Origin of the sequence: Methanofervidicoccus abyssi (assembly GCF_004310395.1) — an archaeon.
Classification (GTDB): Archaea; AGJL01; Methanococci; order Methanococcales; family Methanococcaceae; genus Methanofervidicoccus; species Methanofervidicoccus abyssi.
The window spans coordinates 1-22,698 of sequence record NZ_BFAX01000001.1; the positions used below are offsets into that span (position 1 = coordinate 1).

Annotated in this window: 26 protein-coding genes and 1 tRNA gene; 13 read left to right on the top strand and 14 right to left on the bottom strand. The window is 32.8% G+C overall.

From position 1 onward, the window contains the following. Together MHHB_RS00005 and MHHB_RS00010 are read left to right on the top strand one after the other, a co-directional pair. Positions 1-875, top strand: an 875-nt coding sequence (locus tag MHHB_RS00005) for a glycosyltransferase (RefSeq protein ID WP_131006577.1), incomplete at its 5' end; no start/stop codon positions are given. Continuing rightward, positions 872-1,147 carry a hypothetical protein gene (locus tag MHHB_RS00010; RefSeq protein WP_131006578.1) on the top strand — a complete coding sequence of 92 codons (276 nt, stop codon included), beginning with the start codon at positions 872-874 and terminating at the stop codon, positions 1,145-1,147. The genes MHHB_RS00005 and MHHB_RS00010, both read left to right, overlap by 4 nt. An 8-nt stretch (positions 1,148-1,155) precedes the next feature. On the opposite strand, the gene MHHB_RS06505 is transcribed toward MHHB_RS00010, so the two are convergent. The 5 genes from MHHB_RS06505 to hisI form a co-directional block, all read right to left on the bottom strand. Further along, positions 1,156-1,341, bottom strand: a complete 186-nt coding sequence (locus tag MHHB_RS06505; RefSeq protein WP_229701889.1) for a hypothetical protein — start codon at positions 1,339-1,341, stop codon at positions 1,156-1,158. Positions 1,342-1,527: 186 nt separating this feature from the next. Continuing rightward, positions 1,528-2,706, bottom strand: coding sequence for a glycosyltransferase family 4 protein (locus MHHB_RS00020; RefSeq protein WP_131006579.1), 1,179 nt, complete (start codon positions 2,704-2,706; stop codon positions 1,528-1,530). Positions 2,707-2,751: 45 nt separating this feature from the next. Continuing rightward, positions 2,752-3,267 (bottom strand): hypothetical protein, encoded by a 516-nt coding sequence (locus tag MHHB_RS00025; protein WP_131006580.1) that lies wholly within the window; start codon positions 3,265-3,267, stop codon positions 2,752-2,754. Between the two features lie 24 nt (positions 3,268-3,291). Then, a complete protein-coding gene (locus MHHB_RS00030; protein WP_131006581.1) occupies positions 3,292-4,068 on the bottom strand; it encodes a dihydroorotate dehydrogenase electron transfer subunit in 777 nt (258 codons plus the stop codon). 1 nt (position 4,069) lies between these two features. Further along, positions 4,070-4,432, bottom strand: coding sequence for a phosphoribosyl-AMP cyclohydrolase (gene hisI / locus MHHB_RS00035; RefSeq protein ID WP_131006582.1), 363 nt, complete (start codon positions 4,430-4,432; stop codon positions 4,070-4,072). A gap of 175 nt (positions 4,433-4,607) precedes the next feature. Here hisI and MHHB_RS00040 point away from each other — a divergent pair, with 175 nt between their 5' ends. Continuing rightward, a complete protein-coding gene (locus MHHB_RS00040; RefSeq protein WP_131006583.1) occupies positions 4,608-5,465 on the top strand; it encodes a class III signal peptide-containing protein in 858 nt (285 codons plus the stop codon). Between the two features lie 84 nt (positions 5,466-5,549). On the opposite strand, the gene MHHB_RS00045 is transcribed toward MHHB_RS00040, so the two are convergent. Next, entirely contained in the window at positions 5,550-6,092 is a 543-nt protein-coding gene (locus MHHB_RS00045) for a YqhA family protein (protein WP_192893778.1), read from the bottom strand. A 74-nt stretch (positions 6,093-6,166) separates the two neighbouring features. On the opposite strand from MHHB_RS00045, the gene cobK reads away from it, so the two are divergent. After that, positions 6,167-6,958, top strand: coding sequence for a precorrin-6A reductase (gene cobK / locus MHHB_RS00050; RefSeq protein ID WP_131006584.1), 792 nt, complete (start codon positions 6,167-6,169; stop codon positions 6,956-6,958). Positions 6,959-7,184: 226 nt separating this feature from the next. On the opposite strand, the gene cbiQ is transcribed toward cobK, so the two are convergent. The 3 genes from cbiQ to cbiM all read right to left on the bottom strand — a co-directional run bounded on the left by cbiQ (position 7,185) and on the right by cbiM (position 9,011). Beyond that, entirely contained in the window at positions 7,185-7,952 is a 768-nt protein-coding gene (cbiQ, locus tag MHHB_RS00055) for a cobalt ECF transporter T component CbiQ (protein ID WP_131006585.1), read from the bottom strand. Between the two features lie 92 nt (positions 7,953-8,044). Then, positions 8,045-8,380 carry a PDGLE domain-containing protein gene (locus tag MHHB_RS00060; protein ID WP_131006586.1) on the bottom strand — a complete coding sequence of 112 codons (336 nt, stop codon included), beginning with the start codon at positions 8,378-8,380 and terminating at the stop codon, positions 8,045-8,047. Beyond that, positions 8,373-9,011 carry a cobalt transporter CbiM gene (cbiM, locus tag MHHB_RS00065; protein WP_131006587.1) on the bottom strand — a complete coding sequence of 213 codons (639 nt, stop codon included), beginning with the start codon at positions 9,009-9,011 and terminating at the stop codon, positions 8,373-8,375. Before cbiM ends, MHHB_RS00060 begins: the two co-directional genes overlap by 8 nt. 454 nt (positions 9,012-9,465) lie before the next feature. On the opposite strand from cbiM, the gene MHHB_RS00070 reads away from it, so the two are divergent. From MHHB_RS00070 to ilvE, 3 genes are all read left to right on the top strand, one after another. Continuing rightward, entirely contained in the window at positions 9,466-9,819 is a 354-nt protein-coding gene (locus tag MHHB_RS00070; protein WP_131006588.1) for a cysteine-rich small domain-containing protein, read from the top strand. Between the two features lie 8 nt (positions 9,820-9,827). After that, a complete protein-coding gene (locus MHHB_RS00075; RefSeq protein ID WP_131006589.1) occupies positions 9,828-10,808 on the top strand; it encodes a methanogenesis marker 12 protein in 981 nt (326 codons plus the stop codon). 658 nt (positions 10,809-11,466) lie between these two features. After that, positions 11,467-12,330 carry a branched-chain-amino-acid transaminase gene (ilvE, locus tag MHHB_RS00080; protein WP_131006590.1) on the top strand — a complete coding sequence of 288 codons (864 nt, stop codon included), beginning with the start codon at positions 11,467-11,469 and terminating at the stop codon, positions 12,328-12,330. Here ilvE and MHHB_RS00085 read toward each other — a convergent pair. Next, complete coding sequence (locus MHHB_RS00085; protein WP_131006591.1) at positions 12,327-12,605, bottom strand: TIGR00304 family membrane protein; 279 nt, start codon at positions 12,603-12,605, stop codon at positions 12,327-12,329. The genes ilvE and MHHB_RS00085 overlap by 4 nt on opposite strands. 671 nt (positions 12,606-13,276) lie before the next feature. Between MHHB_RS00085 and thsA the strand changes: the two genes are divergently transcribed. Then, on the top strand, positions 13,277-14,905 hold the full coding sequence (gene thsA, locus MHHB_RS00090; protein WP_131006592.1) for a thermosome subunit alpha: 1,629 nt from the start codon (positions 13,277-13,279) through the stop codon (positions 14,903-14,905). 170 nt (positions 14,906-15,075) lie between these two features. Here the strand turns inward: thsA and MHHB_RS00095 are convergent. Next, positions 15,076-15,152 (bottom strand) — tRNA-Val (locus tag MHHB_RS00095). A gap of 76 nt (positions 15,153-15,228) precedes the next feature. Here MHHB_RS00095 and MHHB_RS00100 point away from each other — a divergent pair. The 3 genes from MHHB_RS00100 to fucA all read left to right on the top strand — a co-directional run bounded on the left by MHHB_RS00100 (position 15,229) and on the right by fucA (position 18,179). Next, positions 15,229-16,287 carry a nucleotidyltransferase family protein gene (locus tag MHHB_RS00100; protein ID WP_131006593.1) on the top strand — a complete coding sequence of 353 codons (1,059 nt, stop codon included), beginning with the start codon at positions 15,229-15,231 and terminating at the stop codon, positions 16,285-16,287. Positions 16,288-16,900: 613 nt separating this feature from the next. Then, positions 16,901-17,569 carry an RNA ligase partner protein gene (locus MHHB_RS00105; protein WP_131006594.1) on the top strand — a complete coding sequence of 223 codons (669 nt, stop codon included), beginning with the start codon at positions 16,901-16,903 and terminating at the stop codon, positions 17,567-17,569. 55 nt (positions 17,570-17,624) lie between these two features. Beyond that, positions 17,625-18,179, top strand: coding sequence for an L-fuculose phosphate aldolase (gene fucA / locus MHHB_RS00110; RefSeq protein ID WP_131006595.1), 555 nt, complete (start codon positions 17,625-17,627; stop codon positions 18,177-18,179). Here the strand turns inward: fucA and MHHB_RS00115 are convergent. Both MHHB_RS00115 and MHHB_RS00120 read right to left on the bottom strand, forming a co-directional pair. Next, positions 18,148-18,426, bottom strand: coding sequence for a UPF0147 family protein (locus MHHB_RS00115; protein ID WP_131006596.1), 279 nt, complete (start codon positions 18,424-18,426; stop codon positions 18,148-18,150). The two genes, fucA and MHHB_RS00115, sit on opposite strands and share 32 nt — an antisense overlap. 45 nt (positions 18,427-18,471) lie before the next feature. Continuing rightward, entirely contained in the window at positions 18,472-18,843 is a 372-nt protein-coding gene (locus MHHB_RS00120; protein WP_131006597.1) for a 30S ribosomal protein S6e, read from the bottom strand. Between the two features lie 925 nt (positions 18,844-19,768). On the opposite strand from MHHB_RS00120, the gene MHHB_RS00125 reads away from it, so the two are divergent. After that, entirely contained in the window at positions 19,769-20,221 is a 453-nt protein-coding gene (locus MHHB_RS00125) for an HAD family hydrolase (protein ID WP_131006598.1), read from the top strand. Here the strand turns inward: MHHB_RS00125 and gatD are convergent, their stop codons facing one another. Then, positions 20,222-21,490 carry a Glu-tRNA(Gln) amidotransferase subunit GatD gene (gene gatD, locus MHHB_RS00130; protein ID WP_131006599.1) on the bottom strand — a complete coding sequence of 423 codons (1,269 nt, stop codon included), beginning with the start codon at positions 21,488-21,490 and terminating at the stop codon, positions 20,222-20,224. It lies immediately after the preceding gene. A 137-nt stretch (positions 21,491-21,627) separates the two neighbouring features. On the opposite strand from gatD, the gene MHHB_RS00135 reads away from it, so the two are divergent. After that, on the top strand, positions 21,628-22,671 hold the full coding sequence (locus MHHB_RS00135) for an AI-2E family transporter (RefSeq protein WP_131006600.1): 1,044 nt from the start codon (positions 21,628-21,630) through the stop codon (positions 22,669-22,671). The last annotated feature ends 27 nt before the right edge of the window (positions 22,672-22,698 follow it).

The window sequence follows — 22,698 nt, forward strand, 5'->3', positions numbered from 1 at the left end:
TGGTGGTATCAATACGTAATAACCCTTTAATGGCGTATCCCAATGAAACAATTTATGGAAGGATCCACAACACACTAATAAGACTTCTATATCCAAAGGCGGATAAAGTTATAGTAGTATCCAAAAAAATAAGAGATATACTGTCCAACCAATATAATATCCCAAGAGAAAAAATAGAGGTTATATACAACCCTCACAATATCCAAAACTACCTAAAACTATCAGAAGAACCGATAGAAGATGAATACAGGGAAATATTCAAGGATTCCTTTGTATTTATAAACATAGGGAGGCTAATGGAACCAAAAGGACAGTGGTTTTTAATTAGGGCATTTAAAAAAGTTGTTGAAGCACACAGTAATGCAAAACTGATAATCTTAGGAGAAGGAAAATTAAGAAAAGGATTAGAAGATTTAATAAGAAAACTCAACTTAGGAAACAAGGTATTCTTAATAGGAGTTCATAAGAATCCATTTAAATTTTTAAAAAACTCACAGTGTTATGTTCACTCATCCCTGTGGGAGGGCTTACCTAACACGTTAATTGAGGCTTTAACCCTAAATCTTCCAATCATCTCCACAGATTGTGAAACTGGTCCCAGAGAAATCCTCACTCCAGAGTTGGATATCGACAAAAAAATTGATTATCCTTATTTTGGAAAATATGGAATACTAATAAAACCCTTCCCAAGAAAGTACATTTTTAAAGATCTGGAAGAAAAACCTTTGATAGAACAGGAAAAACAATTAGCCGAGTTAATGATCAGGATGATTGAAAATGAGGAATTGAGAAAAAGATATTCTAATGGCTTAGAAAGAGCGAGAGATTTTGATATTGAAAAGATTATTAGGAAGTGGGAAGAAGTGATAAGATGAATGTAGAAATAGATATATTTTCAATTAAATACGAAAACAAAAGAATAGATCTGATTGGTAATCCTTATCAAGCATTAAAAGACCTTGAAAAGTACTTAGATTTTATAACAGAAGTATGTAAAGGGATATGTAAAAATAATAACTTAATAAAAAAAGAATTCGAAAATCTACTATATTACTCTTTTTTATACTACTTAGTAAACTGGGATAATATCTATCACTCTAATCAAGTTCCCTATATTAATTGGTACAACTTTAAAAATAATATATAAAAAGAAAATCATATATATGACTCTTGCCATAACTGACCCAAACAGTCCATAATAAAACACCCCCTATTTCCTTCATAACCCCTTGTTATGGACTGCACTATTGCAACTCCCATACCAGGTAGGGCAAAAATGCCTGTAAGGGTTAAAATAGTCATTACAAAGTAATACTCTCCAAAGGATTCCTTGGAGAACATATTTGCTAAAATTACACTTAATAAAAAACCCTTTATAAATAAAAAAAATTCTGCTAATTCCTAACCAAAACCCTCCCTTTATAAAGTAAGGTAAATCCAACCCTACCTTTGAGGAATACTTTTTTGCCAGTAAATATATCCTCTCCTTTAAACTGTAGTACAATTCTTTAAACTTCGTTATCATCTCTATCTCTCACTTAACTCCCTTAGAATCTTCTTGTATCTTTCCACTGACACCTTCCAATTAAAGTTTTCTTCTACGAACTTCTTAGCCTCCCTACCACAGTGAACCCTCAACTCCCTGTCATTAATAAATTCCATTATGCCCCTGCATATCTCCTCTGGACTGTTATCCTTTAGAAGTATTCCAGTTTTTTTGTTCACTATTACTTCATCTCCCCCCTCATAGGGACTACCTACAACAGGTTTTCTACAACACATAGCCTGAAGTAAAGATGTAGAAAGACCCCCACCTCTATATGATGGATGAACATATATATCACAACTTTTAATTATCCCTATAGCCTCCTCAAAATCCTTCTTTCCAGTAAAGTATATCCCCGTATTGAGATACCCCCCAGATAACTCTTTAAGATACTCTAAATCTTCCCCGTATCCAACTATTATTAACACAGTTTTATCCCTTATCTCTTTAGGAAGAAGTTTGTATCCTTCAATTAAATTATCCACTCCCTTCCATCTATACAACCTTCCAACAAAACATAGTTTTATCTTATCTTTAAATTTATCCTTTATCTCTCTATCTTCAGGTATGCTGTCTATATAATCTATCTCTATACCTCGATATATTACAGGAATATCAAGATTTTCTAAAAAATTCTCCAAGATAAATTTTTTGACAGATTTTGATATAGCTATCACACAATCAGATCCTCTAAATATCAATTTTCCTATCGTTTTATCATACATATAGGCTATCTTGTTAGTAAACCTATTACTCACATTAACAAAGGCACTGCCATGCTCCACATGTACAAGTTTTATCTTGGACAGTCTAAATTTTGCAAAGAGAAAACCTAACAGTGTATTTGAGAAGAATCTTGTTCTTGTCATTACAACATGAAAATTTATTTTATATAGACTGAAAAACATTTTCCAAAACTTGATGCTTAATATATTGGGAACAGGATAATTTGGAATAACCTCAAAGGCAGGATACCTATACACCTTAACGTTGTTGTGTCTAACTTCAAATTCTTTATACTTTGGAATATTTGGGGCGAAGATATAGATGTTAAATTCTTTATACTCAGATAGGTACTTAACAAATTCATCAACATGAGTTTCTAATCCTCCAATATGAGGTACATAGTATCCTGGAAAGATTATAAGGTTGATGGCCATCTATTACCCCCAAATAGATTTTTTGAAGCAATCTGTAAGGAAATATTACAACTCTTTATAATTTTTTAAATACTTCATACTAATCACTATTGTTGTTATCACACATATCACCACCTGAACAATAGATACAGGTGCCTTAACAGTAAGAGGTTCATCTATTCTGACGTCATCTAAAACATAGTATGGATTATAGTTTCTAGTAGAATCAGCCCTCAAATTAACCCCCTCTATCCTCAAGGTGTTGCTCCCGTTATTTATACAGTCTGTAACATCTACCTTCACCCTCTTTACGTCCCATGTAAAACCTCTATTGCTCCCTTTAATTGTATATATCAACTCATCGTTTAGATAGACCCTAACCTCCATATCTTTATCTATATTTCCGTAATGTCTAAAGGTAAGGTTATACGTGTAATTTTCCACTTTATCTATCTGGAAATTGTAGATCTTACTATCTTCTTTATAATTTATTTTTATATATCCAAAGTTGTAGGCAAATACTCCATCTATTAATAAAAGGAGAAGAAATAGCAGTATAACACTTCTACTTAGAGAGAGCATACAATTCCTCCCAATTTTTAATATTTATATCAATACTTTACTACCACTTTTATCCCTCTTATACCTTCCAAACTCACTTATATACTTCAACTTATCTCCCCAGAACACAGGCCCATCCCTACACACACAGAAGCCCTCTTCATCTAAAGCACACTGACCACAGAGACCTATACCACACTTCATATACCTCTCGAGGGACAACTGTACAGGAATATTGTATTCCTTTCCAATCTCCACTACTTTTTTCATCATCAACTCTGGTCCACAGCTTATTATAAGATCGAAATCACTATCTTCTTTCAGTAACTCTTCCAACCTTTCCGTTGTAAACCCACGGTAGCCAAGACTTCCATCATCTGTACATAAGAGTAACTTTCCACATCTTCTAAACCTCTCTATAAATAGTAATTCTTCTTTACTACGGGCTCCAAGTATCGTAGTTATCTCAAAACCTTTCTTTGAGAACTCTTCCATAGCAGTTACAACAGGTACAGATCCAATACCCCCAGCAATTCCAAGTATTCTGTCTCCCAAAGGTTCGAAGAATGTCCCATAAGGACCCCTAACGCCTATTAAATCTCCTTCTCTCAGATTGTGCATAGCCTCTGTAAATCTACCAACCTTAGCAACTGTAAAACTCCTATCAGAAGAGAATCCAAAGGGTTTTTCATCTACACCTGGAAGCCACAACATGGCAAACTGTCCAGGCCTAAATTTAAACTTCCTATCTAAGATGAAGGTTTTTACAGTTGGAGTTTCAACCACTACCTCTTTTATCTCGCAGATCACCGGCTTCTCCACATTATCCCTCATCTCTATTTTTCAGAGCTACCTTATAGTGAAAACAGGAGTAATATCCTTCATGACATGCAACCCCTTTCTGCTCAACGACAAAGAGAAGTGCATCCCCATCACAGTCTCTGTAGATTTCCTTTACCTTCTGTATATTCCCACTCTCTTCGCCCTTCTTCCAGAGTTTTCTTCTACTTGTAGAGTAGTAGTGCATATAACCTGTTTCTAAGGTTCTTTTCAACGCTTCCTTATCCATAAACGCTGTCATTAATACGTTTTTTTTCTCGTCGGTAGTTATCGCTATTATTAGGTTCTTCCCATCGATTTTTCTAAATTTTAAATTTAATTCCTTTATAATTCTTTCTGCATCCATAATATCCCAATTGAAGGTTATCATGTTATATATACTCAATAATTTTGTTATGAATTTTCATAATTGTTTACATAATCGTTATTTTTCCAAAATACTTATATACTTAAAAATATATTATTAATTTATATATAATAATGTTTACAGACTAATATATTATGTTACTGAGGTGGTTTATATGAGGATGTATAAAATTAGAGGACAAATATCTTTAGAATTAATATTACTGATGCTTGCAGTATTATTAGGTACTGTTATAGTAGGAGGAATTATTGTACCTAATAATTTATTTAATATAACAAGTGTAGAAGATACTAAAGAGATATTATTTAGAGGATTTGTGGAAGGAGGAGGGGTTTCTGTATCTTTTAGTGGTAATGATAACTTTTCAAACAATGGCACTACAGAAGCCTCTAATGCTGGAAATAACGAAAGTAACAACGAGTATGGAACTAATATTATTACTAACGGAAGTATAGCTGGAAGTCTAGAATTAACATTGATGGGTAACAGTATTTCATATATAACTTCGGATGTAATTCCAGGGGGAGAATCAATAAGTGGAGATATAGATATCACTATTCCTGGTAAAAAAATAAAGAAATTCAATGTAAATGAAACAAAGAAATTCAATGTAAATGGATACGTGACTGGAAAAATAAAAGTAAATGGAAATGGTGAATTACAGCTAGGAAACTTATCAGAAATTGATACCTTAACACTGGATATGAATGGAAACGCTAACATTACGTTGGATATTCTAAAAGTATACCATCTATATACAGGTGTTATTAAAGGTAATGTGGATCTTACACTATCCGGTACCAATATAGTTACCATGGATGTTAAGAGGATCAATGGAAATGGAGTATTAATTCTAAATAACGTATCTATTGAAACATTGAAAGTTGAAGAAATGGAGAGTAACTCAAAGTTAATAATCAATAACTCCATTATAGATGACTTTGAAAAAGGAATTATAAAGGGAGAAATAATATATATAAATTCCTCAGTAAATGGAATATGGTATTCCTAATTACATTGAAAAATAATCCTATCCGAATATTATTTTTATATTTTTACTATAATTAACCTATTAATAAAAGAATTTATTATTTATTTAATATTTTTTTATCTTCTCTTTTAGTAGTGGTTTATGCATAAAGTAAAGTGCTAGTGCAAGCATCAATATACTTCCTGCGAGATATACCATCTCCATTGGATTGGAATAATCTATATTCATCACCCTTTTAAAAAATCCAATAATTAAAACCATTATCACAACTTTTCCAAGTTTGTCCTTAAGCTCATCTAAACTGTAAATTGCTAAGATCCTACTTCTACCACTCTCCTCCTTATCGTCTATCTCACTGATAAAAAGTTCGTAGATACCAAAGGAGAATATCAACATAACCACTGCAACTAGATAGAGATGCACTGCACCTATGATCTTTTCAATTAACAATTCATGAAAATTTAGAGGATGATAACCTTCAAAAAAGAACATATATACTCTTTCAGTGATTATCACCATATCATAACTGGCTACGAGAAAGAGGGAGATACTTCCAACCATTCCAAATATAACAGCTAAGATAGCGATCAGCCTACATTTCCATAGAGTTCCTTCAAAAATAACCTCTAAAATATTCTTCTTTTTCATAACCTCACCTTAATTATACAACAAGAAAATAGATCTTTACACCAATATCTTTTATATCTTTTTTGGTGATTTGTATGGAGTCTCGAAAAGACGTAAAGATCTTAATAATGGGAGGTACAAAAGACGGAATCGAGATATCCAAAAGGTTAAAAAAGATGGGGTTCTTCACCATCACAACTACAAAAACAGACTACGGTAGCAAGTTGGTAGAGAAGTACTCGGATGTAGCCATCTCCAGGGAGAGCACAGATAAAACTCTTAAAGATATAATTAAAGAGTACAACATCTCAGTCCTAATTGACGCCACCCATCCTTTTGCAGTTAACGCCTCCAAGAGAGCTATAGATGTTTCAAAGGAATGTAATATTCCCTATATAAGGTATGAACGCCCTCATAGAAGATATAATGATGCCATATATACGAAAGACTTTGAAGAGGCCTCGAAGGTTGCCCTGAATATAAGTAAGAAAAACATCCTTTACGTTGGAGGAATTAAAAACTTAGAAACTGTAGTAAAGGTAATAGGAAAAGAGAGGCTGATTACCAGAGTGCTTCCAACTTCAGTACCGATAGCTCTGAAGTTGCTACCTTCTAAAAATGTAATAGGTATGGAAGGAATATTCTCAAAGGAATTAAATAAGTATATTCTCTTAGATTACAACTGTGACGTACTTATCACAAAGGACAGTGGAGATAGTGGGGGGTTGAATGAGAAGGTTTTAGGTGCTAAAGAGGCTAATGCAAAAGTAATAATTGTAGAACGTCCTAAATTGGATTACCCTCTATTTTTCTACAGTATTGAAGATCTTTTAGGGTACGTGGAAACCTTATTTTCCGAGGCTAAACAAAAACCCATTGTTGAATGATATCCAAGAGTGTAGTTAAGATTAACCTTTGAATAATGGAAAAACACCGAGGTAACACAATACCATGGATTATAATAATAAAATAAATAAGAAAAAAATAAATAAAATAAAAAAGAGACAGAAAACTTCTAAGAAACTTGAATTATGAATCACAATAAAACCTTAATAACTTTTTTATTATATTATATAGATTAATGTATAACCATTAGTATTATTATGGATAGTATTATTGTGATACTAGTAAAAATATGATTAGTATAATAGTTACTGTTAATAAAATAACGTCATTTGTACTTATATTTCCTATATTAAAATGAATATCGGAATTTTCTGAATACCCTCTGGAGACCATGGCTAAATAAGTTCTCTCCCCCTGTTCGTAGGCCCTTATAAAAATAGATCCTACGGTATATCCGAAAATATTGAGTATTTGTTTATACGATAAGTTTTTTCTATTTAACGCCCTAGATTTTTGAGCCCTTATTGTGGATTGCAGTATATCATACATTATAAAAAGATATCTAATCATCAAACCCAAAAGGATGGACATAATATTTGGAAGGCCCAGTTTTCTTCCAGCAAGTATTACTTTATATATTGGTGTAGTTGAAGATAGGAATACAATAGAAGTAATTGAAACAAGGAATTTTAAAAATAACAGTATTCCAAAATTCAATCCTTCCTGGTATATAGGAATACCGAAGATTTGAAAAATTATAGTATTTCCCCTTATAAAGGGCTGAAATAGGACAATAAATAACCCAAAAGGTAGTATCGGTATTATTCTTTTTAAGGTATTTTTTAACGAAATTTTAGATAAAATAATTAATAGAATCATATAGAATTCAAGTATTATCAAAAAATAGATATTTTTTAATGTTGTTGCTGTAATTATTAATAACAATACAATAATTAGTTTTATCCTTGGATCCAACCTGTGTATTATACTATTTTTAAAATTTTCTCTTTCTATAGCACGTAATGAACCATGCAAAAAACCACCTATATTTTAATATTTTTAATAAATGCAATAAAATATTTAAAAAAATATTTAAAAATGATTATTGGGATTATATTTTTCAAAAACTACTGATTATACTGACTACTTTTATTTTTAACTAAAACCTTGCTCAATCCATAGGTTAATCCCAATGCAATCATGGTTCCCACAACTAGTGCAATAATCTCCCCAATTTTTCCCATACCTTCAATACCATAATCGGGCATTGGTGCTGGGATTACACTTCCTTCCTCCTTTAGACCAATCTCTTCTAAATTTTGATGCAGTACCTTTTCATTGATAACCTTTTCTGCAGTACTTTCTAAACCATCTGGATTTGTTGATGCCAAGAAGGGAGACAATATACTAATTAGGAAGGCAATTATTAAACCTCCATAGATTATTTTATCCATTTTATCCATTTGATATCACCTTATTAAGTCCTTTAATTAAATCAGGTCTTACGGATGATAGGTAGGAAACCACAACTGCAGTTATGACACCTTCAATAATTCCAATTACTGCATGGTATAAACCCATATACATTAGTCCCTTGTCCAATGGGAAGGTACCTGCAATTGCCAATTCAATTGCACAGGCAATTGCTGCTAAAAATACTCCTGTCCACCCAGCAGCAAATGCTGCAACAGGTATGCTGACATTTTTTAACATTTTAAATACATAATATCCAACAAAGGAGGTAATTATCCCCATATTGAATATATTTGCACCCATAACTACTAATCCACCATCTGCAAAAAATAGTCCTTGGACAATTAAAACTAACGTAATTAACAGTACTCCAGCCCATGGACTATCAAAGATAATGGATACTAAAGGTCCTCCTACCATATGACCACTTGTACCCCAAGGTATAGGTACGTTCATGGACATAATGGCAAAGATACCTGCTCCAAGGACTCCAAAAAGGGGTACTGATTTTTCATCTAACTCCTTAGAAGCCCATTTAATGGATCTTGCAACAAACACCAGGGAAATTAACCAAAATATGGCACTTTCCCATAGTGGCAAAAAACCATCTGGTATGTGCATCATATCACCTATCTTCTTGTTAATACTAATCTTTAATTTAGTAATAATGTAATACTTTTATTAGAGTTTTTAATATAAATAACTTACTATAAAGAAATTTTTATTACTATTAAATATTTTTTGAGTAATCTATATGAACACCAATAACAAAAATAAAAGTTAAATTTAAGAATTTTTGAGTTAAAAATAATTTTATAAAAGAATAATAGGTAATTAAAAAAATAAAAATGAAAAAATAATTAAAATTTAAAAAATGAATATAATATTTTTAAAAATCGATTTATTTTTTTAATGGGACAATTACTACTTTAATAGAAACTGGGTTATTTCAGTTTAATATATCATGTTTTTAAATAACTTTAAATAATAAAACTGAAAGGTATTGAATATATGCTATATCATATTAATGCATGATTATTAAGTATTTTATATTCTCTATATTTCGGTGTAATGTATGATAGATCTGGCTAAAAAACACTTTGAAAAGATTGTAATACTCTGTGGAGCAAACAGAGATTGTAAGTATTACCCATGTCATTTTAACAACCAGGTATGTCTCTGGTGTTTCTGTCCCTTCTATCCCTGTTACGACGAGAGGCTGGGAGAATTTATCACAAGAAAAGATGGTAACAAGATATGGAGTTGTATTAAATGTTCCTGGATACATAGGCCAGATGTTGCCTGTGAGGTTTTAAAGGAGATCTTAGAGGTTACAAGGGGTAAAAATACAGCAGAGGCTCTAAAAGTCTTTGAAAACAGGGAACTACTGATGGAGATTATGAAGAAGGTAAGGGAAAAATTACCGTAGGTGTTTCAATGATTACCGTGGGAATAGATCATGGAACCTCCGGTATTAAGGTGTGTATCAGAGAAAATGGTAAAAATACCTTCTTTATACTCTCACGTAGTGAGATAAAGAACAGATCTTTTATACAGGAGTTAAGTAAGTACGTAAATCCTAACAACATAGATCTTATCTCCGTATGTTATTCCATGGGGGATGGTATAGATAGAATACTACCTATAGAGAAGGTAAAAAACAGGGGTATAGTTAGTATAGAAGGTGTTGGAGAGAAGATAGGAGGAGGTACTAAGGTATTTGACGAGATAAAAGAATCTGACATTCCTGCCGTGGTAATTCCTGGACTTCATAGAGGTATTAAGTGCTTAGATCGGAGATTCAGGGCTCTCTACTCCCATATAGCTTCCCCCGAAAAACTCTGTATGGCCTACAGTGCCTACAAACTACTCCAACTTAGAGATTTCATCCTCTCAGATATATCATCCAACACTGTTACATTAATTGTAAGGGATGGAAAGGTATTTGGAGGTTTTGACGCCTGTATTGGAGCAGTGGGATTACTACATGGGCCCATAGATTTGGAGATGATCAGAGAGATAGACAGTAAGAAGATAACTGCCAACGAGGCATTCTCAACTGGAGGTATAATAAAGATAATAAAAGATAGATATAGAGGTGTGGAGAACACATTAGAAGAGATCCTCAGGTGTTATAAAAAAGATAACAGGTGTGTCCTTGCAATAGAATCCCTTGTCCTCAGTGTAGCCATGGAGATAAACGCCCTTATGGTCCTAAATCCTAATAGGGATGTAGTACTAACAGGATCCCTTGTAAACATTAGGGAATTCGCCATCCCCGAGAGATTAAAAGAATATATAGATGGAAACTTCTATCTTTTGAAGGGGGAGAGTGGTGCTCTTGGAGGTGCTTTAATTGCAGAGGATATATTAAAAGGTGTTAGGAATATTTTAGGTATAGAGGTAGATTGTAGATAGTTATCTATTTTTTTTACTTAATTATAACAATAAAGTAACTGGGTGTAAGTCAGAAGATGTTATGGGATTTTTAAGTTTGATATTAAAATCTACTATAAAAATATAATATAACTATAAAAATATAATATAAAAAACATAATTTTTAAACGTATAACAAAGAAATAATGAAAATAATAATATAAGTGAAAAAATAAGAATAATTAAAAATAATATAAAAATAACAGAAAAGAGATGCAAAAGACTCTCTTGAAAAAGATTTGGGGCATTTTACCTACTTCCCTAGTGCTCCGTATAATCCAGAAGATAAAGGATTATACTTTACTTTTCACCTGTTATATTCTTATTTTTCTGTTTATAACTATTATTTTTTGATTATAATAATTTTTATTATTCTTCATCAAAAATCTGGATAGTTCCTGTTTAAGTATAAAATCTTTTTTGCCCATAATGATTAAAATATAAATAATAAACAGTTGAACTGAAGGAGTGATGGAAACGCAGTGAGCAGTGATTCTATTACAGTATCAAAGGTTTTCCCAGAGAACAGCAGTAAGGCCAACTATTTTTATTATTTTTATTAATCGTATTTCATATTAATAACTTTTATATAATTATTATTTTTTTATTTAAAAAAGAGATGTTAAATAGAGGTGAACCTATGAAGGTATATTTAAATGGTAAATTTGTAGATAAGGAAGATGCCAAAATATCCATCTATGATCATGGTCTCTTGTATGGAGATGGAGTATTTGAAGGTATAAGAGCATATGATGGAGTTATCTTTAAATTAAAGGAACATGTAGATAGACTTTACGACTCTGCAAAATCTATTCTTTTAGAGATGCCACTCTCTAAGGAGGAGATGGAGAAAGTGGTAGTTGAAACTGTAAGGATAAACAATCTGAGAGATGCCTATATTAGACTGGTGGTTACTAGAGGTATTGGTGATTTAGGGTTAGATCCTAGAAAGTGTTCCAATCCAACTGTATTCTGTATAGCTGAACCTATGAATCCTCTACTTGGAGAGAGTGGTATAAGAGCTATAACATCTTCAATTAGGAGGCTACCTGTAGATGTACTAAACCCTGCTGTAAAATCCTTAAATTATTTAAATAGTATCTTGGCAAAAATTCAGGCGAACTATGCAGGCGTTGATGAGGCATTTCTCTTAGATAGTGAGGGATATGTTGTAGAAGGTACAGGAGATAATATATTTGTAGTGAAAAATGGAATTATAAAAACTCCTCCAGTGGCATCCAGTGTATTAAGGGGGATCACAAGAGATACAGTGATAGATATAGCGAAAGAATTAGGTTATATAGTTGTGGAGGAGAGAATTACACTTCATGAGTTATACGTAGCAGATGAGGTATTTATAACAGGTACTGCTGCAGAGTTAGTGCCTGTTATAGAAATAGATGGGAGGGTTATTAATGGGGGTAAGATAGGTGAAATAACAAGGAGGTTGAAGGAGGAGTTTAACAGAGTGAAGAGAATCTTAGGTACTAAGGTGTATGACTAATGAACTCTCATATAGAAGAGATATATCCACAGAATCATGAGAATCAGCATTAAGACGGAGAAGATTACTAAGGTAGGTGAATTTCCAATGAGGATAGGAATAGGTCCGATCATGATAATACCTGAAAAAGAAACTTCACTCTCATTTTCTTTGTCTATGTTATTTTCTATCTTCTCTTTATTTTGGGTTCCATATGTGATAACTCCAAGGGACAGGAGGAAAAAACCGATAACTATTAGAAATATACCAACGTATATAATGAGTAGTCTATCCATAGATATCCCTTTTTAATGTTGTAATATCACAACTATAACTTAACTTCATTAAATCATTGGCCAATACTACATTTTAAATTGAAAAATATATAAGTTCCCATTAATGTAGTGAAATAAAAACAGTTAATATATCCTAAAATTATTTTCTTAATTTTCTCCCTATAAAATCCTGTATCTTATTTTTTGTAATTATTATAATCCTTACATTTTTATCATCATCATTAACCAAGAACATAATTTTTAAAGTATAAAAATAATAGTTATATAATCTGGGGAATAAGAACTTATTTTTTGCTTTTTTATCTTTATATTCATTGTCTTATTTTTTCTTTAATTTTTATAATAATATTTATATTATGTTATTTTAAACTCCAATCTCTAGAATATCCCTGAGCACCTGGAAAGTATAAAGTTTCCCCTATTGACGAGGCATCCTATAGAATGACCAATAACTACGTGGAATCGCAGAGTTCTCTTTTTATTATCTTAGTATTTTATAGACCATAATCTCTAATTAATTAATATATTATAAACTCTAATAATATGCTGTGTTGTAAAATACACAGAACCATAACATTTATATAGAAGTTTGTAATCATATATATACCGTAGAAGTAGAAAAACTGTAAAGAATTAAATAACCAATCATAATAATAAGGAGGTGGGGGAGGATGGTAGCAACCCAACCAATAGTTATATTGCCTGAAAATGTAAAGAGATACGTAGGTAAAGAAGCACAAAGAATGAACATACTGGCAGGGAGAGTTATAGCTGAAACTGTAAGGTCCACATTAGGTCCAAAAGGAATGGACAAAATGTTAGTTGATGATTTAGGGGATATAGTTGTTACAAACGATGGTGTAACAATATTAAAGGAGATGAGTGTAGAACACCCTGCTGCAAAGATGTTAATTGAAGTTGCTAAGACCCAGGAGAAGGAAGTTGGAGATGGTACAACAACAGCAGTAGTTATAGCAGGTGAGTTGTTAAGAAAGGCTGAAGAGTTGTTAGATCAGAATGTACATCCAACAGTAATTATAAAGGGATACCACTTAGCACTTAACAAAGCTCAGGAGATATTAAAAGACATAGCAATAGATGTTAACCCAGAAGATAAAGAGATGTTGAAGAAAATAGCAATGACATCTCTAACTGGAAAAGGTGCTGAGAAGGCTAGAGATAAGTTAGGAGAAATTGTAGTTGATGCTGTTACAACAGTTGTAGATGAAAACGGTAAGGTAGATAAGGATCTGATAAAGATCGAGAAGAAAGAAGGTGCTTCAGTAGATGAAACAGAGTTAATTAAGGGAGTAGTAATTGACAAGGAGAGAGTAAACCCACAAATGCCTAAGAAAGTTGAAAATGCAAAGATAGCACTACTTAACTGCCCAATAGAAGTAAAAGAAACTGAAACAGATGCTAAGATAAACATTACAGATCCTGCAAAGATGATCGAGTTCATAGAGCAAGAAGAGAAGATGATAAAAGATATGGTAGATCAGATAAAGGCATCTGGTGCAAATGTAGTATTCTGTCAGAAAGGTATAGACGATCTTGCTCAGCACTACTTAGCTAAGGCTGGAATACTAGCTGTAAGAAGAGTTAAGAAGTCTGACATGGAGAAACTTGCAAAGGCTACAGGTGCAAACATAATAACAAACATAAAAGATCTCACACCAGAGGACTTAGGAGAGGCTGGAGTAGTATCTGAAGAGAAAGTTGCTGGAGATGCAATGATATTTGTAAGAGAATGTAAGGATCCAAAGGCTGTAACAATCTTAGTAAGAGGTACAACAGAGCACATTGTAGATGAAGTAGCAAGGGCTATTGAAGATGCAATTGGAGTAGTGGCCTGTACAATAGAAGATGGTAAGATAGTTGCTGGTGGTGGAGCAACAGAAGTAGAGTTGGCAATGAGATTAAGAGATTACGCAGATACAGTTAGTGGTAGAGAACAGTTAGCAGTTAGAGGATTTGCCGATGCATTAGAGGTAATACCAAGAACACTAGCTGAAAACGCAGGTTTAGACGCAATAGAGATGATGGTAAACCTCAGGGCTAAACATGCAAACGAAGGAAGTGCAGCATATGGATTGAATGTCTTCACAGGAGAGATAGAAAACATGGTAGAGAAGGGTGTTGTTGAACCACTGAGAGTTAAAACACAGGCAATCCAGTCAGCAGCAGAAGCTGCTGAGATGTTGTTGAGAATAGATGATGTAATAGCTGCTGAGAAGTTAGAAGGTAAAGATAAGAAAGGAGGTTCTGAAGACTTTGGAGGGGAAGACACCAACCTCTAACATCTAACTAATACTTCATTATATTTTTATTTTTTTTGTTACTATATATCGATATATGCAAATAAATGAATAATTATTATAAAAATATAGATCAATTAAAATCAGACCTTAATACTGGAACAAAAGAAGTTGAACTGTTTAAGTTATTTGATTTTATTTAACCTAAAAAATGGTGGGCCCAGCCGGATTCGAACCGGCGACCCTCGCCTTGTAAGGGCGATGTCATAGCCAGCTAGACCATGGGCCCGTATAAAACAATTACAATACTACTATATAAATATTACGGTTTAATGTATATATATACACTACCATATTGGGGAAGTATGAAAGATAGAGCACTTAAAAATTTTTTAAGAGATATAGAAGAGATAATAAAATACTCTTCAGAGAAGGATGAGAAAAGTATAGAGAAATTTAAAAAAATATTAATGGAGATAAAGGAAGAGAAAGGTATAAACATTGTAGCGGATTATACGGAGTATAATCCCCTCCATCTGGGACATAAGCACTGTTTAAATAGAGGTAAGAAGAAGGGACTCTTTATAAGTGTACTCCCTGGACCCCTTGAGAGAAGTGGTAGGGGAATACCCTATCTAGTAGATAGATACATTAGGGCAGAGATGGCTATAAGGGCTGGTGTAGATATAGTTGTTGAAGGACCTCCTATGGGTATAATGGGCTCTGGGCAGTATATGAAGTGTATCGTCAAAATGTTTCATACTATAGGAGTAGATGTTATACCTAGGGGATATATAAGAGACAGTAAGATGGAGAAAATAGTAGATCTTATAAATAAGGGATACCACATCAGTGTAAAACCTTATAATATATCCTGTATTGAAACTGGAGAGTTTATCTGTGAGAAACTTGAGACAGATAACTACGTAATAGCATCCTTGTCTAACACTATCTATAAACTAAATAAAAAATACAACCTAAACTTCAATCCAAAGTTTCTATTTGTTGAAAGACTTGAGGGTATAAGTGGTAGTAAAATAAGAGAGTGGATATTTAAGGGCAAATTTCAGGAAATAGGTGATATGGTTCCTGAAACTACTTTAGAAGTATTGGAAAAGTACTCGGGAGGGGATATAGAAAGTATCATTCTTAGGAGATTTGAAGATAGAATATTGGAGACTGTTAACGAATATCCCCTTGAAAAGTATGTTCCAAAACATATTGCGGAGATTTTAGAGAAAAATAGGCCCTATAAAAGTGTGGAAGAGATTAGAAAAACTATACCTCAAGGTTTCTCTAAGCATTTTAAGGAGAGGATCGTTTCCATGTTGGAATGTAGGATAGAAAGAGATATTATCTCAGAGTACATTAAGAACTATCCTCCTAAGATAAAAATTCTATCTATAAACCAAGATATTTTATAGATCTTAGATTTGAAAAATAATAAGATAAAATAAAAAATAAGACCTCTCTCCACCCCAACATAAATTTTGAAAGTATAAACAGGTAGACATTCCGACCCCTGAATATTGGAAGGAGGAAATCTTCTCTAATATTTACTACTATACTACTTCTCTGATCTTTTCTAGTGTCCAGAAATTTAACAGAAATTTCACGTACTTCTCCAGTATCTCAAACGTGTCCAAAGAATAAATGGTCATAACTTTACTTTTTTATCTCCTATTGATTAATAATTTTAATTCTCCTTTTTTCTTTTTATAATTATTATTTTTTTAAATACGTTATTGTTAATTTTAAAATATTTTATTATTATATTTTATTATTGTAATCTATAAAGATAAAGAATACTAAAAAAACCAAAATGATTGAGACTCTTTTAAGATCCATCTTTTCTACTGGGATCATATGTTGCTTTTTGATAAGATTTCCATTCCCTTTTTATTTTTAAACAGTTATTTTTTGTGGTTAATTTTTAATAATATTATATTAATATAGAAAAATAAAAAGTTAATATCTGTAACACACTTGATTGAATTTTTTCAATTCCCACAGATTATCTCTTAGGAGGGGAATACTTTGCAAAAACAGAGGTTCTGCTTAGATACAACTGCCATCACCGATAGTGAAGTGAGAAAATCCTTAAATGCCTCCACAATAACGGAGTCTGCTGAAAAGATACTTGATCTCATTGCAAAATCTAGAATATACCTGGATATATCCTGCCACATACCCTACCCAAGTGTGTACAATGAGTTGATAGGTTTCTTAAAGAGGGAGGGATGTCCAGAGGAGATTATAATAAAGGTAGATACCTGGCTGGTAAAAAAGACTCCAAACAGATACGAGATAAAACTCCCTGCAGAAATACTATACGAGTATATAAGAGATTTAAGGGAGAGAATAAACAAAGGTATGAGGCTAAGTGAAAGTGCCATGTATGAAACTGCAGAGGAGATATACAACCTTACAATAAAGGGGGAAGGAGGTAAGAGAGAATTAATAAACTCTGTACTCTCGAAAACTGTCAATACCTTCAGAAACAAGTACAGAAATGCCCTTAGGACAGGAACCCTTGACAGTGCTCCTGACCTAGATGTGTTGCTTCTAGCGAAAGAATTGGATGCTGCAGTTGTTGCTAGTGATGAAGGTATTGAAAAATGGGCTCAACGCTTAGGTTTAAGGTTTGTTAAGGCAAAGGATTTTCCATTTATTTTGAAGGAGTATCTGTCAGTTTATAAAAAATAGGGTATAGAGTTGTGTTTTTAATAATTAAACCTTTGATTAGAACTAAGGTGATATTGTGAATCTAAAGGAGTTTATAAATATCTGCCATCTGTTATACCAGAGAAAGTACGTCGTAGGTAGTGGAGGTAATGTAAGTATCAGAGTGGATGATACAGTATATATTACACCTACAGGATCTATACTGGGATGTTTAAGGGAGGAAGATGTCTCTATTGTTGATATGGAAGGTAATATAATAAAAGGAGAACCTTCATCTGAGTTGAAGATGCATTTAGGCATATACAGAAATAGGAAAGATATAAACAGTGTAATACATACTCATTCTCTCTATGCTATAGCCCTTTCAGTGCTAGATAAAGAGATAGAGTTGATAACCCCTGAATCTAAAGTTTTCATAAAAAAGATAGGTTATGTTCCCTATTTAGAAGCAGGTAGTGAGGAGTTAGCTAAGGAGGTGTTTAAAAGAAAAGAAGATGTGATTATACTTAAAAATCATGGTGTTGTATGTCTAGGAAAAAATCTAAGGGACGCCTATATAAAAACAGAAGTTGTTGAAGAAGTTACAAAGTTGAACTTTATTACTCATCTTTTACAGTCTCCAAGGCACTAACTATACTCCAGATCTGGGTTCTTGTATGAAGGGGCATATTTGGATCGTCACTGATATCGTCCAAATACTGTATCGCAGTGGCACTTCTTACAATGTATTCCTCTTTTTCATTTAAGATGGCATCCTTTGCATTCTGTGCCGCAGCTCTTATATTCCTTGGAACTGTAGGATCATTTATGATGTTATCCAGCATCTGAGCTATCTGTTTTAACTTCTCCTCTGGACTGAGTTTCTTAGGTTTAAACACCTTCTCACCCTCAGAATTTTTTAAGGGTGATAAAAAATATAGCACTTATCCCTGTCCTATCAACTCGGTAATAGGTTTCTCTCCATACTCGACGATCTTGGTATTTACCTGGACGATATCTTCAGAAATTGTGTTGCCTCTTACACTTTTTCTCTTCCTTATACCTTTTTCCTTCGGTCTGTATCCAGGACCTTTACTTAGTAGTACTCTTTTAACTCCAGTACCAGGAATATCGGGTCTCATTGGAAAACCACACTTGTCAGATCCTCCAGTTATTTTTAACTTGTATCCTTCCAGACCTATGATGGAACCGTCTATAATATCTCCTATTTTTTTACCTATCAATGCAGATGTTTCAACCTCCAACTGGTAGGATTTCCCATCTTTATCAGATACTACAACTTTGAACTTTGGCAAGTTATCACCTTAGTTAGTCTTTATTAAAAATAAGAATTATTGTAAGAGACATTAAAAATAAATTATTTTATTAATCTAAAAAAATGTTTTTAAATGTATAATCCTTGATTATTTTTATACTTTTCCACGTCCTTATTATCGTAGTTTCTTATCATAAACATTATATATAAAATTTTTGATATACCAAAGAAGTTATTAAGTGTTTCTACTATAAATAATAAAGTATCAAATGGAAAAAGTAAATAAAAGGTGAAGTTTTACTCCTTCTATTTTCACTAAAGAATAAATCTCACTGTTATCCCCTGGAAGGACCTGGGCACTGGTAGAAGGGAAAAAATTCTGCTAACACCTCCTTAAAGAGGTACGTTAGATTACCATGTTCTCTTTAAAACGCATTTCCCTAAAGGTGTTTAACCCCTACTTAAATTCAACTTCTACTAACTAAAAGTATTTAATTAAAAAAATTATTATTATCTTAACTTTTAATTAAAAGTATTTAAAAATAATATTATAAATTTAAAAGACTATTAGAATAATAAAAATTAATAAAAATAAATTTTACCTAAAATTGTTTTTTAATTATAATATTAACAGAGTTATTGATAAAATTCTAGTTCCTATTAAAATCTCAAAAAATTTCAGGTACAACTGTAGATATCAACAAATAGGATTTTTCTGTTTTTATTCCGGTGTCCAGAAATATATTCCTGGAAATTAACATGTCTTTTTTTGATATTTTTATACTTAATTTTTGTTTAGGATTAATAAAAAATTAAAATCATTGCATCAAAAATAATAAATAAAAAAGATAAGTCAATTATAAATTTTTAAAATATAAACAGATAATTTTTCACTCCTCTACGCTTTCTTCTATCATGTCCTAATATTCAGAAAATATCCGTTTATAAAGATCCGGGTAGTCCCTATGTTAGACATCCCAAAATACAAAAGAATTACAGCTAGAAATGTTGTATTGGATTTAAACGGTACCTTAGCAGTAGATGGCTATGTAGATAGAGAGGTTTTAAATCTGTTAAAGGAATTAAGTAAGAGTTACAGGATAGTTGTCCTAACTGCGGATACCTTTGGAAATGCTAAGAAGATATTTGAAGGACTAGATAATGTAACCTTGGAGGTTATAAGAGATTCTGAAGAGAAAACTAAAGTTGCTAAGAGATACACTCCATATATCGGAATAGGTAACGGTAACAACGATATAGGAGTCTTTAAAAATGCAGAATTGAGTATAGCGATTATAGGGAAGGAAGGATGTAGTGCTAAACTTCTCCTTTCTGCTGATGTTATAGTATGTGATATAGTAGATGCTATAAACCTACTACTAAAGGAAAAAAGATTAATAGCAACACTTAGAGGATAGCTAGTAGCAGTCAAACCTTGTACGTAGTGTTATCTCCCCCTTGAGATTCTCAGTTAGTAGTTTCTTGGCCTCTTCTACGGAGTAGTTCCCAAGTAGGTACATCATCTTAACTAACGCCACTTCCGGAAGCATGTCCTCACAGGGTATCACCCCCAATCTTAGAAGTTTTCTACCATTTGAATACACGTTCATATTTACCCTTCCATTTATACACTGTGAAGCCATAGCCACTAAGAGGCCACTGTCTATAGCGTACTTTATGTTGTTGAAGATAGTCTCTGGAGCATGTCCTAAACCAGTGCCCTCAAGTAAGATACCTTTATACCCTTTATCTACATAGTAATCTATTATATCTCCTTCTATCCCGGGATATATCTTTATTAGGGCTACTCTCTCCTCCAAGTTGGTGTTTATTTCAACCTTAGGATCTTCTCCTTCTACCTTATTATTTACTTCCCTTATATACTCTATCCTCCTTGAAGTTGGGTATATTTTTGCAATAGGTATGGTATTCACAGATCTGAAGGCATCTCTTCTAGAAGTATGGTACTTTCTAACCTTTACACCTTCATGGAGATACGTGAAAGTATCTCCACTCTCTCCATGCATGACGACATAAACTCCTTTAATGGGCTCAGTGGCCACCATCACTGCAGATATAAGGTTCAGGGGGGCGTCTGAGGAAGGTCTATCGCTACTCCTCTGGGCTCCTACAAGTACAACAGGTATATTGGTTTCCACCATAAAGGAAAGTGCAGCTGCTGTGTAGTGCATGGTGTCTGTACCATGAGTTATAACGATCCCTTCCGCTCCATTCTCCACTTCTCTCTTTATCTCTTCTGCTATTCTCTTCCAATGGAGGGGAAGGATATTCTCACTGAGTATGTTCATAAGTGGCCTACCCAATATATTTCCAATCTCCAACAACTCTGGGAACGCGAGTATCAAATCTTCTGCAGTAAATGCCGGATGAACCGCTCCAGTATTATAATCAACCCTTGAGGCTACAGTACCTCCAGTGGATAAGATGGAGATATTTTTTAAGTTTCCCTTATTTTCAAAGATCACCTCTGGTTTTCTATATTTTGGAGTTTTACTACCTTCTATTTTTTCTATAGATACTATACGTCTCTTTGAAATACCTACGTTGTATCCATTTTTCATCTTGATAACTAAGATGTCTTCGTCTAAGGAGGGCATGACTATACCTATATATTGGGTATTCTCTGTTTTTATGGATACTAAATCTCCAACTTGGTAGTTGTCCATTTTTTCACCAGGCTTATAAGGTATTTTTTAATAATACTTGTTATATTATTAAAAATATTAAAGAATATTATTTAAATTAAAATTTATAATAAAAACTATATATCTATTAAATATCTATTAAAGAAAGATGGGGTATTATGAATACTACAGAGTTTAGAATAGTAATGAGGATCTTTGTAGTGTCTGTGTTCTTACTTGTTTTATACTTAATATATCCTTTTATCGACGTTATTGCTCTCTCTTGTGCATTTGCATATATGGGTAAACCCATATACGATGGAACTAGAAGATACTTTGGAAAATCTACAGCTGCACTGATCAGCCTACTTATTTTTATAATCCCAACTGTGGTAGCAGGTATTTTAGTGTTGAGAGATCTAGCAGCCTTTATACTTCAGGCAAATATTCAGAGCACTATTAACTCTTTAAACAGTATTTTAAATAAGATGTCGGACCACCAATTAGGTTATATATCCTATATAAATGAAAGTACTATGATACAGAATATACTGCTACATATTTGGACCTATTTAGAACCCCATATAAAAGCACTGGCATTTCAGGTTATGTCTCTTCCAATAGTATTTATAAAAGTACTAGTAATTATATTTTTAACCTATTATCTTTTGAAAGATGGGGATGTTATCAGGGAAGTGATACTTTCTCATGTTCCAGAAGAGTATTATCAAAAAACAAAATTATTTTTAGATAAATTAAACGAATCTTATAAAAACCTTTTCATAGGTAACGCCTTGACATCCATAGTGATAGGAATTGTGGCAGGTATAGGGTACTACATATTAAACGTACCTAATGCATTCCTTTTAGCAGTTTTAACTGGTATATTTGCACTACTACCTATAGTGGGAAGCTGGACTATCTATATACCTTTAACCTTCTATTATATATTAATAGGAGATGTGGTGAAAGGTATCGAAATATTTGCCTTCGGTTCAGTATTTCTATCCCTCTTACCTGACTTCATAATAAGGCCTCATATAGTTAAAAATGAGAGTAACATCCATCCCTCTTTGGTTTTAATAGCCTTCCTAATGGGCCCACTTACCTTCGGTTTTGGAGGTTTTGCTATAGGACCTCTGATTATTGGAGCCTTCGACGCCATATGTAGAATAAATCTAGAAAAGAGATCTAAAAACGAAGAGAATAATAAAACAATTTAAATATTTAAGAATTTGGATTATAAAGAA

What these genes read in the sequence shown, in the direction of transcription:
- MHHB_RS00010 (WP_131006578.1), top strand. Translation starts at nt 872, where the DNA reads ATGAATGTAGAAATAGATATATTTTCAATTAAATACGAAAACAAAAGA.
- MHHB_RS06505 (WP_229701889.1), bottom strand. Translation starts at nt 1,341, where the DNA reads ATGTTCTCCAAGGAATCCTTTGGAGAGTATTACTTTGTAATGACTATT.
- MHHB_RS00020 (WP_131006579.1), bottom strand. Translation starts at nt 2,706, where the DNA reads ATGGCCATCAACCTTATAATCTTTCCAGGATACTATGTACCTCATATT.
- MHHB_RS00025 (WP_131006580.1), bottom strand. Translation starts at nt 3,267, where the DNA reads ATGCTCTCTCTAAGTAGAAGTGTTATACTGCTATTTCTTCTCCTTTTA.
- hisI (WP_131006582.1), bottom strand. Translation starts at nt 4,432, where the DNA reads ATGGATGCAGAAAGAATTATAAAGGAATTAAATTTAAAATTTAGAAAA.
- MHHB_RS00040 (WP_131006583.1), top strand. Translation starts at nt 4,608, where the DNA reads ATGAGGATGTATAAAATTAGAGGACAAATATCTTTAGAATTAATATTA.
- MHHB_RS00045 (WP_192893778.1), bottom strand. Translation starts at nt 6,092, where the DNA reads ATGAAAAAGAAGAATATTTTAGAGGTTATTTTTGAAGGAACTCTATGG.
- cobK (WP_131006584.1), top strand. Translation starts at nt 6,167, where the DNA reads ATGGAGTCTCGAAAAGACGTAAAGATCTTAATAATGGGAGGTACAAAA.
- MHHB_RS00060 (WP_131006586.1), bottom strand. Translation starts at nt 8,380, where the DNA reads ATGGATAAAATGGATAAAATAATCTATGGAGGTTTAATAATTGCCTTC.
- cbiM (WP_131006587.1), bottom strand. Translation starts at nt 9,011, where the DNA reads ATGCACATACCAGATGGTTTTTTGCCACTATGGGAAAGTGCCATATTT.
- MHHB_RS00070 (WP_131006588.1), top strand. Translation starts at nt 9,466, where the DNA reads ATGATAGATCTGGCTAAAAAACACTTTGAAAAGATTGTAATACTCTGT.
- MHHB_RS00075 (WP_131006589.1), top strand. Translation starts at nt 9,828, where the DNA reads ATGATTACCGTGGGAATAGATCATGGAACCTCCGGTATTAAGGTGTGT.
- ilvE (WP_131006590.1), top strand. Translation starts at nt 11,467, where the DNA reads ATGAAGGTATATTTAAATGGTAAATTTGTAGATAAGGAAGATGCCAAA.
- MHHB_RS00085 (WP_131006591.1), bottom strand. Translation starts at nt 12,605, where the DNA reads ATGGATAGACTACTCATTATATACGTTGGTATATTTCTAATAGTTATC.
- thsA (WP_131006592.1), top strand. Translation starts at nt 13,277, where the DNA reads ATGGTAGCAACCCAACCAATAGTTATATTGCCTGAAAATGTAAAGAGA.
- MHHB_RS00100 (WP_131006593.1), top strand. Translation starts at nt 15,229, where the DNA reads ATGAAAGATAGAGCACTTAAAAATTTTTTAAGAGATATAGAAGAGATA.
- MHHB_RS00125 (WP_131006598.1), top strand. Translation starts at nt 19,769, where the DNA reads ATGTTAGACATCCCAAAATACAAAAGAATTACAGCTAGAAATGTTGTA.
- gatD (WP_131006599.1), bottom strand. Translation starts at nt 21,490, where the DNA reads ATGGACAACTACCAAGTTGGAGATTTAGTATCCATAAAAACAGAGAAT.
- MHHB_RS00135 (WP_131006600.1), top strand. Translation starts at nt 21,628, where the DNA reads ATGAATACTACAGAGTTTAGAATAGTAATGAGGATCTTTGTAGTGTCT.